Origin of the sequence: Brevundimonas pondensis (assembly GCF_017487345.1) — a bacterium.
Lineage (GTDB): Bacteria > Pseudomonadota > Alphaproteobacteria > Caulobacterales > Caulobacteraceae > Brevundimonas > Brevundimonas pondensis.
Map to the genome: position 1 here is coordinate 2140997 of NZ_CP062006.1, position 15509 is coordinate 2156505.

15 protein-coding genes are annotated in these 15509 nt (G+C 67.8%); 5 read left to right on the plus strand and 10 right to left on the minus strand.

Annotated features, from left to right (window positions below):
• Positions 1-19: 19 nt before the first annotated feature.
• Genes arsC through IFE19_RS10735 form a run of 3 tightly spaced genes read right to left on the minus strand, consistent with a single transcriptional unit; the run spans position 20 to position 1394 of the window.
• On the minus strand, positions 20-361 hold the full coding sequence (gene arsC, locus IFE19_RS10725) for an arsenate reductase (glutaredoxin) (protein WP_207822169.1): 342 nt from the start codon (positions 359-361) through the stop codon (positions 20-22).
• Positions 361-897 carry a hypothetical protein gene (locus IFE19_RS10730; RefSeq protein WP_207822171.1) on the minus strand — a complete coding sequence of 179 codons (537 nt, stop codon included), beginning with the start codon at positions 895-897 and terminating at the stop codon, positions 361-363. The genes arsC and IFE19_RS10730 overlap by 1 nt, the downstream gene beginning before the upstream one ends.
• Before the next feature lie 23 nt (positions 898-920).
• Positions 921-1394: a hypothetical protein gene (locus IFE19_RS10735; protein ID WP_207822173.1), complete on the minus strand. Its 474-nt coding sequence runs from the start codon at positions 1392-1394 to the stop codon at positions 921-923.
• Between the two features lie 117 nt (positions 1395-1511).
• On the opposite strand from IFE19_RS10735, the gene IFE19_RS10740 reads away from it, so the two are divergent.
• The 4 genes from IFE19_RS10740 to astB all read left to right on the plus strand — a co-directional run bounded on the left by IFE19_RS10740 (position 1512) and on the right by astB (position 6719).
• Positions 1512-2768, plus strand: coding sequence for a hydrolase (locus IFE19_RS10740; RefSeq protein ID WP_207822175.1), 1257 nt, complete (start codon positions 1512-1514; stop codon positions 2766-2768).
• Between the two features lie 4 nt (positions 2769-2772).
• The gene (locus IFE19_RS10745) at positions 2773-3780 is read left to right on the plus strand and encodes an arginine N-succinyltransferase (RefSeq protein ID WP_207822177.1); all 1008 of its coding nucleotides are present in this window, start codon (positions 2773-2775) and stop codon (positions 3778-3780) included.
• 14 nt (positions 3781-3794) lie between these two features.
• Positions 3795-5210 carry a succinylglutamate-semialdehyde dehydrogenase gene (gene astD, locus IFE19_RS10750; protein WP_207822179.1) on the plus strand — a complete coding sequence of 472 codons (1416 nt, stop codon included), beginning with the start codon at positions 3795-3797 and terminating at the stop codon, positions 5208-5210.
• A 174-nt stretch (positions 5211-5384) separates the two neighbouring features.
• Positions 5385-6719: an N-succinylarginine dihydrolase gene (gene astB / locus IFE19_RS10755; protein WP_207822181.1), complete on the plus strand. Its 1335-nt coding sequence runs from the start codon at positions 5385-5387 to the stop codon at positions 6717-6719.
• A 306-nt stretch (positions 6720-7025) separates the two neighbouring features.
• Here astB and phhA read toward each other — a convergent pair whose 3' ends face one another.
• Positions 7026-7901: a phenylalanine 4-monooxygenase gene (phhA, locus tag IFE19_RS10760; protein WP_207822183.1), complete on the minus strand. Its 876-nt coding sequence runs from the start codon at positions 7899-7901 to the stop codon at positions 7026-7028.
• A gap of 72 nt (positions 7902-7973) precedes the next feature.
• On the minus strand, positions 7974-8288 hold the full coding sequence (gene hspQ / locus IFE19_RS10765) for a heat shock protein HspQ (protein ID WP_207822185.1): 315 nt from the start codon (positions 8286-8288) through the stop codon (positions 7974-7976).
• A 145-nt stretch (positions 8289-8433) separates the two neighbouring features.
• Here hspQ and IFE19_RS10770 point away from each other — a divergent pair, with 145 nt between their 5' ends.
• Positions 8434-9561: a Ppx/GppA phosphatase family protein gene (locus IFE19_RS10770; RefSeq protein ID WP_207827567.1), complete on the plus strand. Its 1128-nt coding sequence runs from the start codon at positions 8434-8436 to the stop codon at positions 9559-9561.
• Here the strand turns inward: IFE19_RS10770 and IFE19_RS10775 are convergent.
• Genes IFE19_RS10775 through gyrA form a run of 5 tightly spaced genes read right to left on the minus strand, consistent with a single transcriptional unit; the run spans position 9531 to position 15442 of the window.
• The gene (locus tag IFE19_RS10775; protein ID WP_207822187.1) at positions 9531-10421 is read right to left on the minus strand and encodes a peptidylprolyl isomerase; all 891 of its coding nucleotides are present in this window, start codon (positions 10419-10421) and stop codon (positions 9531-9533) included. The two genes, IFE19_RS10770 and IFE19_RS10775, sit on opposite strands and share 31 nt — an antisense overlap.
• Positions 10422-10448: 27 nt before the next feature.
• Positions 10449-11291 carry a peptidylprolyl isomerase gene (locus IFE19_RS10780; RefSeq protein WP_207822189.1) on the minus strand — a complete coding sequence of 281 codons (843 nt, stop codon included), beginning with the start codon at positions 11289-11291 and terminating at the stop codon, positions 10449-10451.
• Positions 11292-11305: 14 nt separating this feature from the next.
• The gene (coaD, locus tag IFE19_RS10785; protein ID WP_207822191.1) at positions 11306-11788 is read right to left on the minus strand and encodes a pantetheine-phosphate adenylyltransferase; all 483 of its coding nucleotides are present in this window, start codon (positions 11786-11788) and stop codon (positions 11306-11308) included.
• A 52-nt stretch (positions 11789-11840) separates the two neighbouring features.
• The gene (locus tag IFE19_RS10790) at positions 11841-12644 is read right to left on the minus strand and encodes an aminotransferase class IV family protein (protein WP_207822193.1); all 804 of its coding nucleotides are present in this window, start codon (positions 12642-12644) and stop codon (positions 11841-11843) included.
• Positions 12645-12673: 29 nt separating this feature from the next.
• Positions 12674-15442: a DNA gyrase subunit A gene (gyrA, locus tag IFE19_RS10795; protein ID WP_207822195.1), complete on the minus strand. Its 2769-nt coding sequence runs from the start codon at positions 15440-15442 to the stop codon at positions 12674-12676.
• Positions 15443-15509 lie beyond the last annotated feature (67 nt).

Consider the following 15509-nt stretch of genomic DNA (forward strand, 5'->3'; position numbering starts at 1 on the left):
GGAGAGGGTCGATAGCCCGCTACAAAACTTCCAGAATACTCTCGACCGGCCGCCCGATCCGGGCGCCCTTGTCGCTCTGCACGATAGGTCGCTCGACCAGCACCGGCTCGGCGATCATGGCCGCGCGGATCACCTCATCCGACGCGCCGCTTTCCAGCAACTCGCCCGTCTTCGCCTCGCGCTTGCGCAGCAGCCCCGACAGACCGACGCCCGTCTCCTGGGCCAGCCGGTCCAGCGTCGCCGCATCCCAGCCGGTCTTCAGATATTCGACCACCACCGGCTGAACGCCCTTCTCCTGCAGCAGCTCCAGCGCCTTGCGCGAGGTCGAGCATTTCGGATTGTGGAAAATCGTGACGGTCATCAGTAGGTCCGTTTCAGTTTTTCAAGGGCGGTCGCGCCTCGATAGGACGCGATCACGGGCAGCGAAAGAATAGCGAAGAGCGCCCAACTAAACATCGCCCAGCCGTCCATCGCGCCTTTCGGAAAGAACCCGAACGCCAGAACACCGATCGTCGTCACGATGGAGTAGGCGCCAAACAGCAGCATGGCGATGGGGATGCTGCGGGTCATCTGCCGCCATTGCACCACAGCGACCGTGGCCATCAGCACGACGATCGCGAGGCTGAGCATCGCCATCATGGGCCGCATCGCATCGAATATCGCCATTTGGAACTCGAGTTCCTTGGCCGGTATTTGCATCTGCGCGAACTGCTGCGACATCAAGTCCCGCATGTAGCTGGGATCAGCCATGGTTCGAATGCTCGAGATCGCAGACGCCAGGGCCTCAATCCCCAGCGCCACCGCCCCCACCCGCGCCGCCCTTTGCGCCTCGGCCATGCCGCGCGGCGGCGTGAAGGGATTGGCTGCGCGCAGCCACAGTTTCACATTCTGGTTCATCATCGCCCCCCGGCTGTTCAGTCCTACCTCTTAGAGGCAAGCGGCGCCGTGGCAAACCGCGCCAGCGCCGTCGCGCCGCGCAGGCCGCCGACATGCAGAACCACACACGCGAGCATCGCCGTCGCCGCGATCATCCGCCCCAGGCCGGGCACGCCCGCCACCCCCAGCGGCGCCCCAACCAGCAGACTGACCCCGAACGAGCTCAACTCATAGAGCGCCCAGGCCAGGCCGAAAACCGGCAGGATACGGTTGGGCCGTCGCCACTGCATCCATCCCAGCAGGCCCGCGGTCAGGGCGAAGAAGACCGCGAACCCTGTCGTCGCCCCGCGAAACTCGGCATAGCTCGCATCCGAGGCGTACCAGACCAGTCCCGCCTGCATCAGACCCGTCGCCGCCCACAACCAGAAGGCAAGGGCGCTGAGGCGCGCCATCGCCTGCGCCGTCGAACCCGAATCGACAGGACCGAAGGGGTTGGGAAAGCTGAAACGACGGTTCATGCGCGACTCCTAGACTGCGGCGGCAAACCTATCCCGCCCGCTCCCGTTTTCCCAAGTCCGTGAGCGAGAAACCGCCCCGCCTTCACCTTTGCCCCGCCCCCGTCTAGGGTCGTCGTCATGCGGATCGAACCTCAAGATCAGGCCGTGCTCAATCACGTCGCGGCCCAAGGCGACGCCATTGTCCAGCGCGCCATCGACTGGTCCAACATCAACTCAGGCAGCCGCCACGCCGAAGGGCTGGCGCGGGTTCTCGACGTTCTGGACGCCACGGCGCGCGCCGCTTTCGACACGGCGACGGTCGAGCGCGTGCCGACCCAAGGCTCCACCACCGTGGCCGACAACGGCGCGGTGATCGCAGAGAGCTACGCCGACTGCCTGAAGATCACCGCCCGGCCCGAGGCCCCGATCCAGGTCGTCCTGACCGGCCACTACGACACCGTCTTTCCCGCCGACAGCGCTTTCCAGCGCGTCGTCATGCGCGACGACGGCGCCCTGAACGGGCCAGGCGTCGCCGACATGAAGGGCGGGATCAGCGTCATGCTGGCCGCGCTCGAGGCCTTCGAGACCCACCCCCACAAGGCCCGCGTCGGCTGGACCGTCCTCCTGTCCCCTGACGAAGAAATCGGCTCGCCCGCCTCGGCCCCCCTGCTGGCGGAACTGGGCGCCCGCGGCCACGTCGGCCTGACCTACGAACCCGCCCTGTCCGACGGGACCCTGGCGGGGGAACGCAAGGGCAGCGGCAACTTCCACCTGATCGTCACGGGCAAGGCCGCCCACGCGGGCCGCGCCTTCCACGAGGGCGCCAATGCGGTGGCCGGCGCGGCCATGATCGCCGCCCGCCTGCACGGCCTGAACGGCCAGCGCGAGGGCGTCACCGTCAACGTGGCCAAGATCGCCGGCGGCGGCCCGCTGAACGTCGTGGCCGACAACGCCGTGGTGCGCTTCAACGTTCGCGTCCCGGACGCCCAGAGCGCCGCCTGGATCGACGAGACGGTGCGCGACCTCGCCGCCGAGCCGCCCTTCCCCGGCCTGACCCTGGACCTGCACGGCGGCATGACCCGCGCGCCCAAGCCGATGGACGCCAGCCAGACCGCCCTGTTCCACGCCGTGCGCAACGCCGGCGACCTGCTGGGCCAGACCATCGCCTGGAAGCCGTCGGGCGGCGTCTGCGAGGGCAACAACCTGCACGCCGCGGGCCTGCCCAATGTCGATACCCTTGGCGTCGTCGGCGGCGAGATCCATTCGGATCAGGAGTTCGCCTGGCCCGCCAGCTTCGTCGAACGGGCGCAGCTGTCGGCCCTGATCCTGTGCAAGATCGCCTCAGGCGAGATTGACGCGTTGAAACTGAAACAGCTCCGACTGGAGACCATGTAACCGCATGCTCGTTGTTCGCCCTGCCGGCCCCGCCGACCTTCATCACCTGCTCGAACTGGCCATCCTGTCCGGCCCCGGCTTCACCAGCCTGCCCGAAGACGCCGACGTCCTGAGCGAACGGCTGGAACTGAGCCAGGCCAGCTTCGAGGGCCGCATTCCGCCGCAGGAAGCCTGGTACACCCTGATGCTGGAAGACGGCGACACGGGCGATATCGACGGCGTCGGCTCGGTCAAGGCCACCGTGGGGCTGAAGCGGCCCTTCTTCAGCTTCCGCGTGGTCAACAACACCGTCCAGTCTCCCTCACTGGGCATGAAGCTGAACCACCAGACCCTGGTTCTGGTCAACGAATGCACCGGCTGGACCGAGGTCGGCTCTCTCTTCCTCAAGGCCGACCGTCGCAAGGGCGGCGCCGGGCGCCTGCTCAGCCAGTCGCGCTACATGCTGATCGGGGCGCAGCCGGACCTGTTCGCCGACAACGTCCTGGCCGAACTGCGCGGCGTCTTCACCCCCGACGGCTACTGCCCCTTCTGGGACCATGTGGCGCACAAGTTCTTCCCGATGGACTTCGACGACGCCGACCGCATGAGCGGCTCGACCGACAAGCAGTTCATTCTCGACCTGGCCCCCCGCCACCCCATCTACATCGACCTGCTGCCCGAACCAGCCCGCGCCGTGATCGGCAAGGTTCACCCGCAGGGCGTGCCCGCCATGGCCCTGCTGGAATCCGAGGGCTTCCGCCCCAATGGCCTGGTCGACATCTTCGACGCCGGTCCGACCGTCGCCTGCGGCCGCGACAACATCCGCACCGTCCGCGACGCCCGCGTCCTGACCGCCCGGATCGAGAAGGAGGTCGAGGTCGAACTGCCCAGCCTCGTCTCGACCGACAGCGTCTCGGCCTTCCGCGCCGTCCGCGCCCGCGTCCTGGTCGACGGCGACGTGGTCCGCATGACCCCCGACGTCGCCGCCGCCCTGAAGATCAAGGACGGCGCTGTCGTCCGCGTGAAATCCTGAACCGAGTACCCGCCATGACCCGTTTCACCTCCACCAACCCCGCCACCGGCGAAACCGTCTGGGAAGGCGAAGCCGCCTCCATCGAACAGGTCGGCGCCGCCGTCGAGGCCGCCCGCGCCGCCTTCCCCGACTGGGCCGACCGCCCGCGTCAGGACCGCATCGACGCGGTGAAGCGCTATCAGGCGGTGCTCAAGGAGCGCGCCCCCGAAATGGCCGAGGCCATCAGCCGCGAAACCGGCAAGGCCCTGTGGGAGACCAAGACCGAACTGGCCTCGATGGCGGGCAAGGTCGATATCTCGATCCGCGCCTATGACGAGCGCACCGGCGAGCGCAGCAGCGAAACCGCCTTCGGCCGCGCCACCCTGCGTCACCGCCCGCACGGCGTCTCGGCGGTGCTCGGCCCATTCAACTTCCCCGGCCACCTGCCTAACGGTCACATCGTCCCAGCCCTGCTGGCGGGCGACACGGTCGTGTTCAAGCCGTCCGAGGAAACGCCCCTGACCGGCCAGCTGATGGCCGAATGCCTCGAGGCCGCCGACCTGCCCAAGGGCGTGTTCAACATGGTGCAGGGCGGGCGCGACACCGGCGCAGCCCTGCTGGATCAACCCATCGACGCCCTGATGTTCACGGGCTCGGGCGCGGCGGGCGCGCACTTCCGTCGCAAGTTCGCCGATGACCCCCACGTCATCCTGGCGCTGGAGCTGGGCGGCAACAACCCGCTGGTCGTCTGGGACGCCGCCGACGCCGAGGCCGTCGCGGGCATCGTGGTCCAGTCCGCCTTCGTCACCACTGGCCAGCGTTGCTCCTGCGCGCGCCGCCTGATCGTGCCGGAAGGCGCCCAGGGCGACGCCATCGTCGAGGCCGTCGCCGCCATGTCCGACCGCCTGAACTTCGCCCCCTGGGACAGCGATCCCGAGCCCTACGCCGGGCCGCTGATCTCGGAGAAGGCCGCCAGCGCCGCCCTCGCCGCCCTGCAACAACGCATCGACGCGGGCGCGCGCGTGATCCGCGCCTCCGGTCCGGTCGACAACCTGCCGGGCGCCTTCGTGAAGCCCGCGATCATCGACGTCACCGGCGTCGCGGTCGAGGATGAGGAAATGTTCGCCCCCTTCCTGCAGGTGCTGCGCGTCCCGAGCTTCGACGCCGCCATCGCCGCCGCCAACGCCACCAAATACGGCCTGTCCGCCGGTCTGGTCAGCGACGACGCGAAGCTCTGGGACCGTTTCATCAACCGCATCCGCGCGGGCGTGGTCAACTTCAACCGCCCGACCACCGGCGCGGCGGGCGACATGCCCTTCGGCGGCCTCGGCGCCTCCGGCAACCACCGCCCCAGCGCCTACTACGCCGCCGACTACTGCGCCTACCCGGTCGCCAGCTTCGAGGCCGGCGCGGTCAAGAACATTGAAAGCGAAATCAAGGGCCTGCGCTGACTTCCTTCTCCCCTTGAGGGAGAAGGTGGCTCGCGGAGCGAGACGGATGAGGGGTGTGTGCGGCATGATTGATAGATCGAACTCAAGGTCCCGGATGATTGGGAACGGCGCCGCCGTCACCCCTCATCCGAGCGCTTTCAGCGCCCACCTTCTCCCTCAAGGGGAGAAGGACGCATGAAGGCCATCGAAGCCAACGCGGACGGTCTGATCGGGCCGACCCACTCCTATGCGGGCCTGTCGCCGGGCAACCTCGCCTCCAGCCTGAACAAGGGCGAGGCGTCGAACCCGCGTGCGGCGGTGCTGCAGGGCCTCGACAAGATGAAACGGCTGGCGGACCTGGGCCTGCCGCAGTTCGTCCTGCCGCCGCACGAACGGCCGAACATCCCCTTCCTGCGCTCGCTCGGCTTCTCAGGAAACGACAGGACCGTGCTGGCCAAGGCCTGGCGTGACGCGCCGGCCTTCGCCGCCGCCGCCTGTTCGGCCTCGCCCATGTGGGCCGCCAACGCCGCGACGGTGACCCCAAGCGCCGACGCCGCCGACGGCCGGGTCCACTTCACCCCCGCCAACCTGCACACCAACCTGCACCGCTCGCTGGAGCACCAGCAGACGAAGCGCGCGCTGGACGCCCTCTTCCCGGACGCGAGTAAGTTCGCTGTCCATGACGCCCTGCCCGCTGTGGCCCATCTGGCCGACGAAGGCGCCGCCAACCACGTCCGCCTGTGCGCCACGCACGGCGGTCGCGGGGTCAATCTGCTGGTCTGGGGCCGCGAAGCCTTCGAGCCCTGGGAGGGCCGCTTCCCCGCCCGCCAGACGCGCGAGGCCTCCGAGACGATCGTTCGCCGCCATGAAGCCGGCCGCCCGGTCCTGGCCCAGCAGTCGCGCACGGCCATCGACGGCGGGACCTTCCACAACGACGTGGTCTGCGTCGGCGCCCTGGACACCCTCTTCTTCCACGAGCTGGCGTTCGAGGACACGGACGCGACCAAGGCCGCCATCCGCCGCGCCGCCGACGGCCTGTTCGAGCCGCAATTCGTCGAGGTCTCGGCCGCCGACCTGCCCCTGGCCGACGCCATCAGCTCCTATCTGTTCAACTCCATGCTGATCCAGGTTCCGGGCGAGGACCGCCTGACCCTGATCTGCCCCACCGAGACGCGCGACAACGCCCGCAGCCATGCGGTCGCCGAGCGGATCGCCGCCTCCAACGGCCCCATCGGCCGGGTCGAATATGTCGACGTGCGCCAGTCGATGAGGAACGGCGGCGGCCCCGCCTGCCTGCGTCTACGGGTGGTCCTGACCGATGACGAGCTGGCCGCGACCAACCCCGCCATGCGCCTGACCGACGAACTGCACGGCGCCCTCAGCGTCTGGGGCGCGCGCTGGTATCGCGACAGCCTGACCGCCCACGACCTGGCCGACCCCGCCCTGCTGGACGAAACGCGTGGGGCCCTGGACGAACTGACGGGGATTCTGGGTCTGGGGACCGACTTCTACCCGTTCCAAAGGGACTGATTTCACCTCTCCTCCCTATGAAATGGGGAGGTGGATCGACGGCGCAGCCGACGAGACGGAGGGGCCGCTTGGACATGAAGGCCCCTCCACCGCTCTGCGGACCCCCTCCCCATTTCATGGGGAGGAAAGCGGAACCGGAATCATAACTCGCGCCAGAAAGGTCTAACTTTTCAACCCGCGCGACTCTGTAATCGCCAATCAGCGCGCCTGCCCTTCGTCCCGCGCCACACTCTCCTCCCGAGCCGCGCCAGGGAGGAGATTTCAGACGATTCAGACGAATTGGACTCTGTTTTCAGCCAGCCTTGATCAGGCCGCGAACCGCCCGCCCTTGTGGGCATAGGCCTGGGTCCCGCACGTGAAGACCCGATCACTCGGCAAAACCGCCTCGATCGGCAGGTCCTCGGCGCCCTGCAGACGCTCATAGATCGGCCCGAAGTCCTGAAGCGTGACTTCCTTCAGCGCCTCGATGCTGTCGATGACGAAATAGACCTGCTGGAAGTCGTCGATCCGATAGAGGGTCTTCATCACCCGCTCCAGGTCGAAGCCCAGACGGTTCGGCGAGGCATCCTCCAGGCTGAAGACGCTCTCGGTCGCCGAGGAGACGATGCCCGCGCCGTAAATCCGCAGGCTGTCGGCCTCCTTCATCAGGCCGAACTCGACCGTGTACCAATAGAGCCGCGCCAGGTTCTTCAGCATGCCCAGCGACTGCGCCCGCTGCCCGCCCTTGCCATAGGCCTCCATATAGGCGGCGAAGTCGGGGTCGGTCAGCATCGGCACATGGCCGAAGACGTCATGGAAGATGTCTGGCTCCTGCAAGTAGTCCAGTTGGTCCGGCTTGCGAATGAACTGGCCCGAGACGAAGCGGCGATTGGCCAGGTGGTCGAAGAAGACGTCGTCCGGCACCAGTCCCGGCACGCAGACCACGGTCCAGCCGGTCAGAGCCTGCAGCTTGGGGTTCATCACCTCGAAGTCGGGGATGCCGCCCATGTTCAGGTCCAGGGCGTCCAGCCCGCGCATATAGGCCTCGCAGGCGCGGCCGGGCAGGATCTTCATCTGCCGGGCGTAGAGGGTGTTCCAGGTCTCGTGTTCGACGTCGGTATAGGCCGCCCAGTTCTGGGGGATGGTCCAGTCAGCGGCGGCGCCCTCGGGCGGGGCTTCAAAGACGTGTTCGAAATCGGACATGGGAACGCTCCTCTCGGCTCTGACGGCCGTTGCGGGCAGATTAGCGCGGCATCAGCCCGCCGTCACGCACGTCTATTGCAGCCTTTGCGAGCGCGGCGCGTGGCGGCCCTGGGCGTCGATGGTAAACCACTCCCGCTCGGCCTCGGGCGACAGGGGCTCGATCTCCGGCGTGGCCACCAGGGAGTCTTCGGCGGCGTAGGCGATGACGCCGCCGTCCGTGTCGGCGATCAGGATACGATAGAAGGGCTGGTCGCTGGCGACCGCGCCCGTCTCTGCGGCCGGGCCTGCATAGGTGGCGTCCACATCCATGACCAGACCGTGGAAGGCGTGGTCGCGATGCCGGACGATCTGTCCGAGGCCGAACCGGGCTGTGTGAACCTGGGTCATGCTTCCCTATTACGCGCCGCCGGTTGAAGGGGATGCATCCGCGCCGTTCATCTCTGCGACAGAATGTCTTGGCTTGGACATAAAGCCCGGTCTAACCTGACCGGGACGGGCGCCGCTTCGGACCGCCCACATGAAAGCTCGGCCCATGCCGGAGACCCCTGGCGCGCCTGCACGGCGCGACGCGCGGTCCCAGCCCACGAAGTCCCGCGATTCAGGGGCTTCCGGTCGCGATGCGCCCCTCTATGGCGCACTCGACCTGGGGACCAATAATTGCCGCCTGCTGATCGCGCGTCCGTCGCGCGACGGGTTCCGGGTGGTGGACAGCTTCAGCCGCATCGTGCGGCTGGGCGAAGGCCTGTCGCTTACCGGACGGCTGGACGATCGCGCCATGGACCGGGCCTATGACGCCCTGGCCCTGTGCGCCGAGCGCGTGGCCCGCAAGGGTCTGGACGCCAGCCGCCTGACCGCCGTCGCCACCCAGGCCTGCCGCGCCGCCGACAACGGCCAGGCCTTCATCGACCGGGTGCGTCGCGGCACCGGACTGAAACTCAGGATCATCGACCCGGCGGAGGAAGCCAGCCTCTCGGTCGCCGGCTGCCTCAACCTGTTCGACCCCAGAGCCGAGGCGGTGCTGGTCATCGACGTCGGCGGCGGCTCGACCGAGCTTTCGTGGATGATGCGCGGCGCGCGGGGCTTTGAAAGCAAGGGCTGGATGTCCGCGCCTCTGGGCGTTGTCACCCTGGCTGAACGCCACCCCGAACCCGTCGGAAACACCGAGGCCTGGTACGAAGCCATGGTCGCCGACGTGGGCGCTCACCTGGCCATCGGCGGTCCCAGCGACGAGCAGGTTCGCACCCTGTTCGAGAGCGGACGGGTGCACATGGTCGGCACCTCGGGCGCCATCACCAGTCTGGCCGGCATCCACCTGGGCCTGCGCCGTTATCAGCGTGATCTGGTCGACGGGCTGTGGATGACGCGTGGCGACTGCGAGGCGGCCGCCCTGCGGCTCAAGCGCTTGGGGCCGGCGGGCCGGGCGGCGGAAAGCTGCATCGGCCCCGACCGCGCCGATCTGGTGCTAGCGGGCGCGGCCATCCTTGAGGCCGTGCAGCGCGCCTGGCCGTGCGAACGCGTGCGCGTCGCCGACCGTGGCCTGCGCGAGGGCCTGCTGCTGCAAAGGATGCGCGAGGACCGGCAGAAGCCCCGCCGACGCCGTCGTCGGGGCCGCTCAGCCCAGGCTGGCAATCAGGCGGGGGGCGCTGCTCCAGCCACCTGAACAGGCAGGTCGATGTCGCAGACCGAGAAGTCGGCTCCCCTGGCCTGACGCGCCGCCTCGGCCAGGGCGCGAAACTGCGGCGAGGCCGTATCCAGCACCTGCACCGTGGGCCGCTCAGCCTCGGTCAGGTCTGACGCCACACGAACGCGCGTCATGCTGTCAGGACCGGCGACAATCCCGTCGGGGTTAGGACTGAACTTCAGCGCCCGCACCACGTCCAGCCCCGACACCACCCGACCCCAGATGGTGTAGCGCTTGTCCAGCGACGGATAGGGCTGACGCATCAGGAAGAACTGGCTGTTGGCGCTGTCCGGCGCATCGTCCCGCGCCATGCCGGCGACGCCGGGGCAATAGAGGCCCCAGGCATGAACCTTGTGATCCGCCGTCGTGGCCATGAAGGCGTCGGGCTGGGTCTGGACCGGCAGCGAATGCAGGAAACCCAGAACAGCCCCGGCGGGGGCGGCGACAGCCGTGAACGGCGTCTGCCCGTCACGGCGGAAGGTGAACTCGGCCTTCAGATCGGGCCAGGCGCTCTGGCCCTCGCCCGTGCCCAGCGGGTCGCCGGTCTGGGCCATGAACTGGTCGATGACCCGGTGCCACAGAAGGCCGTCAAAGAAGCCGCGCCCGGCCAGCAACCGGATGCGCTCGACATGGCCCGGCGCGACCTCAGGGGCCAGCTCCACCAGGATGCGGCCCTTGTTGGTGTCGATCACCAACAGGTTTTCAGGCGACACATTACGCCATTGGCTTGCGGCCACGGCGGGCGCCGCCGCGACGGCCGGCGCCGCCTCCTGCGCCCAGGCCGCCCCACCCGCCGCCATCAGGACGGCCGCTGCCGCCAAAGCTGTTGAAACGCGCATCCTCGTCCCCTTCCCCAAGGTCGATAATCAGCCGCCGGTGACCTCGACCACCGGCTGAACGTCGCAGATGCCGAACTGGGCGCCCCGCGCGGCGCGGGCGGCCTCGACGGCGGCGTTGAACGGCGCCGAACCGGGCGCGGCCACGCGCACGGTCGGGCGCTGGCCTTCCGGCATGGCCGAGGCCAGTTGCACCCTTGTCATGGTGTCAGGATCGGCGACCTTGCCGTCCTCGGCCTCGCTGCCTGTCTTGAGAGACTTGACCACGTCCAGTCCCTGAACCACTCGGCCAAAGGTGGTATAGCCGCCGTTCAACGCATCATTCTGACCCGTCATCAGGAAGAACTGACTGTTGGCGCTGTCAGGCGAACCGGCCCGCGCCATGCCCGCCACGCCAGGGCAGAACAGGCCGCCGGCCCCAACCTTGAGATCAGCGGTGACGAACATCTGGGCGTCCGGCTGGGTCGTGATCGGCAGGCTGCCCATGATGCCGCGCAAACCCGGACCACTGTTCTCGACCGGCGCAAACCCGCTGTCGCGGCCCCGGCGGAAGCTGAACTCGCCCTTGATGTCCGGCAGATCGCTGCCGCCCGCGCCGGTGCCTTGCGGATCGCCGGTCTGGGCCATGAAATCCGGAATGACGCGGTGGAACTTCAACCCGTCATAGAAGCCGCGGTTGGTCAGGGTGCGGATGCGCTCGATGTGGTTCGGCGCGGCGCGCGGCTCCAATTCGACCAGAACCCGCCCCTTGGAGGTGTCGATCACCAACAGGTTGTCAGGCGACACGGTGCGCCACTCACCAACAGATTGTGCAGCCGCGCCGCCCGCGATCATCGAGACCGCGGCGGCGGCCAGAAACATCTTTAGGTTCATCTCTATCCTGAATTCTAGCGCTGCACCTTGGCGCGCACCTGGGCGGCGACCGCCGGGCTGACGAAGCTCTCGATCGCGCCGTCCAGACGGGCGATTTCCTTGACCAGCCGCGAGGCGATGGCCTGATGGCGCGGATCGGCCATCAGGAACACGGTCTCTATGTCGCTGTTGAGGCGCTGGTTCATCGCCGTCATCTGGAACTCGTATTCAAAGTCCGCGACCGCGCGCAGGCCGCGCACGATGACATTGGCGTCCACTTCCTCGGCGAAATGCATCAGAAGACTGGAAAAGGGCCGCACCTCGATGTCGGCGTTGAAGCGCGCGACCTCGGTTTTCAGCATCTCGACGCGCTCAGCGGTCGAGAACAGCGGCCCCTTGTCGTCGTTCTGGGCCACCCCGACGACCAGGCGGTCGACCAGCTTGATGGCCCGCCCGATGATGTCCATGTGGCCGTTCGTGACCGGGTCAAAAGTCCCCGGATACAGTCCGATGCGCATGGCCTTCGCCTCCCCGCGTTTCGATCCGTTTAGCAGGTGCGAAATCAACGGCCTAGATTTTCTGACGTGGGTTTGATCGCCAAGCGTCGATCAGCCGCGCGATCACGGCCTCGGCGGGAGGAAAGGCATGGCCGTCGATGGCCGCCACCGCGCAGGCGGGCGTGGCGCTGTTGCAGATGAAGGCGGCGTCGAAATCCGCCAGATCGGACAGATGGACTGGGCGGGTGACGCTATTCAGACCGAGGTCCGCTATCCCGCGTTGCAACAGGGCCTGCCCCGTTCCCGCCAGCATGGGAGCCTCGGGCCAGACCACCGTGTCGCCCTGCACGAAGCCGATGTTCCAGATGGAGCCTTCCGAAATCCGCCCCCCGCCGTCAACGAACAGGGCGTCGTCGAAACCGCCCTGCACCGCCAGGCGCCGCGCCCGGGTCAGGCCGAAGGTGGCGGCGTGCTTCAGATGCGGGACTTCGCGGGCATAGACCTGGGTCTGAAGCCGCAGCGGCGTCGTCAACGGCGCAGCCGGCGGCGACAGCGTGGTCAGAACACGCGGCTGAACCGCCGCATCTGGCGCCCGCAGGCTGATGGCGTCCGAGAACAGATTGACCCGCAGGCTGAACCGGCCCGCCCGTCCGTCTAGCGCCTGTCGCATCCGTTCGCGCAGCAGGGCCTCGGGCACCGCCACGCCGAACAGTTCGACGGCCTCGGCCTCCAGCCGGGCCAGATGCAGGTCCAGGCCCCGCACCCCGCCGTCCTCCACCTGCATGGAGGTGAAGGCGCCATAGTTGGACAGGACGAAACAGCCCAGGTCGGCGGCGCCGGCGGGCCGACCGTCGATCTGCATCAGAACGTCAGCCATGCCCGCCGTCATGCCGCCTTGAGGGCCGATCAGCCCTCGCCGCCCTCGTCCGCCACGGTTTCGTCAGCGCCGTCGTCGTCGCCGCCCGAGTCGGGCAGACGCTCGACCGAAACGACCTTCTCGTCCTTGCCGGTGCGGAAGATGGTCACGCCCTGGCTGGACCGGCCGACGATGCGGACCTGGCTGACCGGGGTGCGGATCATCTGGCCGCCGTCGGTGACCAGCATCAGGTCGTCGCTCTCCTCGACCGGGAAGGCGGCGGCCAGACGCGTGCCCGCGCGACCGCCCAGGCCGTGGGCCGTCAGCCCCTGCCCGCCGCGACCCGTGCGACGATACTCATAGGCCGAGGACCGCTTGCCGAATCCGGTTTCCGTGACCGTCAGGATGAACTGCTCGGCCGCACCCAGTTCGGCGATGCGCTCGACCGACAGGGCGGCGTCCGCCACGTCCTCGTCGTCCGCCTCGACCACAGCGACCTCTTCGTCCGCGTCCGCACCGGCCAGCGCCTTGCGCATGGCGTTCGCGTGCTTGACGTAGGCGGCGCGTTCTTCCGGCGAAGCGTCCACGCGGCCCAGGACGGCCATGGAGATGACCTCGTCGTCGCCTTGCAGACGGATGCCGCGCACCCCGGTCGAATCCCGCCCCTTGAACACCCGCACGTCATCGGCCTTGAACCGGATGGCTCGGCCCAACTTCGTCGTCAGCAGGATGTCGTCGTCGGCGTTGCAGATGGCCACGCCGACCATGCGGTCACCGTCTTCCAGCTTCATGGCGATCTTGCCCGCGCGGTTCACCGTGGCGAAATCACTGAGCTTGTTACGCCGCACGTCGCCGGACTTGGTGGCGAACATGATGTCGTAGTTGTCCCACTCGGACTCGTTTTCCGGCAGCGGCAGCACGTTCATGATGCTGTCGCCCGGCTCGATGGGCAGCAGGTTGACGAAGGCCTTGCCGCGTGACTGCGGGTTGCCCAGCGGCAGGCGCCAGGTCTTCAGCTTGTAAGCCTTGCCGTTGGTGGCGAAGAAGAGGACCGGGGTGTGGGTCGAGGCCGAGAAGATGCCGGTGATGGCGTCCTCGTCCTTCATGGTCATGCCCGACTTGCCCTTGCCGCCGCGATGCTGGGTCCGATAGGCGTTCAGGGCCACACGCTTGACATAGCCGCCGTGGGTGACGGTGACGACCATGTCCTCACGCGGGATCAGGTCCTCGTCCTCCATCTCGGCGTCGCCTTCCCCGATCAGGGTGCGGCGCGGAACAGCGAACTGATCCTTCACCAGCAGCAGGTCTTCGCGAATGATGGCCAGGACATTGGCGCGGTCCGACAGGATGGTCAGGTGCCCCTGGATGGTGTCGGCCAGGCCGCGCGCCTCGCCGAAGATGTCGTCGCGGCCCAGGCCGGTCAGACGCGACAGGGTCAGGGCCAGGATGGCGCGGGCCTGTTCGTCGGTCAGGCGGATCTTGTCGCCCTCGACCAGGACCGTGCGCGGGTCGGCGATCAGCTCGACCAGGGCCATCATGTCCCCGACCGGCCAGGCCTTGGCCTGCAGGCGTTCGCGCGCTTCCGCCGGATCGGCCGAGCTGCGGATGATGTGGATCACTTCGTCGATATTGGCGACGGCGACGGCCAGACCGACCAGGACGTGGCCGCGGTCGCGGGCCTTGGCCAGCTCGAACTTGACGCGGCGGACGACCACTTCCTCGCGGAATTCGAGGAAGAGCTCCAACAGCTTGCGCAGGCCCATCTGCTCGGGACGGCCATGGTTCAGCGCCAGCATGTTGACGCCGAACGAGCTTTGCAGCGCCGTATAGCGGAACAGCTGGTTCAGGATGACATCGCCCGAAGCGTCGCGCTTCAGCTCGATGACGATCCGCATCCCCTGGCGGTCGGACTCGTCGCGGACGTCGGAAATGCCTTCCAGACGCTTCTCGCGCACCATTTCGGCGATGCGTTCGATCAGGGTCTGCTTGTTCACCTGGAACGGCAGTTCGGTGATGACGATGGCGTCGCGATCCTTGCGGATTTCTTCGACCGAGGCCTTGCCGCGCACGATGACCGAGCCGCGTCCGTCGCGCAGGGCGTTGCGCGGCGCCGTGCGGCCCATGATCTCGCCGCCCGTGGGGAAGTCGGGGCCGGGCACGATGTCCAGCAGAGCCTCGTCGCCCATGTCGGGATTGTCCAGCAGCGCCACCGCCGCATCGACGACTTCGCCCAGGTTGTGCGGCGGGATGTTGGTCGCCATGCCGACGGCGATGCCGCCCGCGCCGTTGACCAGCAGGTTCGGAATCCGCGCCGGCAGGACGACGGGCTCCAGCTCCTTCTCGTCATAGTTGGGCTGGAAATCGACCGTGTCTTTTTCGATGTCGGTCAGCAGGGCCACCGCCGCCGGGGCCATCCTGGCCTCGGTGTAACGCATGGAGGCCGGCATATCGCCGTCGACCGAGCCGAAATTGCCCTGACCGTCGACCAGCATCAGCCCCATCGAGAAGGGCTGCGCCATCCGCACCAAGGCCATGTAGACCGACGCGTCGCCGTGCGGGTGGAAGCGACCCAGCACGTCGCCGACGACGCGCGCGCACTTCGAATACGACCGCTCGGGCGTCATGTTCAGGTCGTGCATCGAGTAGAGGATGCGACGGTGAACAGGCTTCAGACCGTCGCGCGCGTCCGGCAGGGCGCGGCTGACGATGACGCTCATGGCGTAGTCGAGGTAAGAGCGTTTCAGCTCGTCCTCGATCGTGATGATGGAGATGTCGCCGGGCGCCGAAGGTGCGGCGTTGTCGTAGCTGTCGTCGGTCAAGGAAATCAGGCTTTAAATGGCCGGAATCGGAACGTGATCCGCTGTTCCGGTTTCTAGCATCCGGGGG

Coding starts and splice junctions, on each gene's coding strand:
- arsC (WP_207822169.1), bottom strand. CDS start 361: ATGACCGTCACGATTTTCCACAATCCGAAATGCTCGACCTCGCGCAAG.
- IFE19_RS10730 (WP_207822171.1), bottom strand. CDS start 897: ATGAACCAGAATGTGAAACTGTGGCTGCGCGCAGCCAATCCCTTCACG.
- IFE19_RS10735 (WP_207822173.1), bottom strand. CDS start 1,394: ATGAACCGTCGTTTCAGCTTTCCCAACCCCTTCGGTCCTGTCGATTCG.
- IFE19_RS10740 (WP_207822175.1), top strand. CDS start 1,512: ATGCGGATCGAACCTCAAGATCAGGCCGTGCTCAATCACGTCGCGGCC.
- IFE19_RS10745 (WP_207822177.1), top strand. CDS start 2,773: ATGCTCGTTGTTCGCCCTGCCGGCCCCGCCGACCTTCATCACCTGCTC.
- astD (WP_207822179.1), top strand. CDS start 3,795: ATGACCCGTTTCACCTCCACCAACCCCGCCACCGGCGAAACCGTCTGG.
- astB (WP_207822181.1), top strand. CDS start 5,385: ATGAAGGCCATCGAAGCCAACGCGGACGGTCTGATCGGGCCGACCCAC.
- phhA (WP_207822183.1), bottom strand. CDS start 7,901: ATGTCCGATTTCGAACACGTCTTTGAAGCCCCGCCCGAGGGCGCCGCC.
- hspQ (WP_207822185.1), bottom strand. CDS start 8,288: ATGACCCAGGTTCACACAGCCCGGTTCGGCCTCGGACAGATCGTCCGG.
- IFE19_RS10770 (WP_207827567.1), top strand. CDS start 8,434: ATGCCGGAGACCCCTGGCGCGCCTGCACGGCGCGACGCGCGGTCCCAG.
- IFE19_RS10775 (WP_207822187.1), bottom strand. CDS start 10,421: ATGCGCGTTTCAACAGCTTTGGCGGCAGCGGCCGTCCTGATGGCGGCG.
- IFE19_RS10780 (WP_207822189.1), bottom strand. CDS start 11,291: ATGAACCTAAAGATGTTTCTGGCCGCCGCCGCGGTCTCGATGATCGCG.
- coaD (WP_207822191.1), bottom strand. CDS start 11,788: ATGCGCATCGGACTGTATCCGGGGACTTTTGACCCGGTCACGAACGGC.
- IFE19_RS10790 (WP_207822193.1), bottom strand. CDS start 12,644: ATGGCTGACGTTCTGATGCAGATCGACGGTCGGCCCGCCGGCGCCGCC.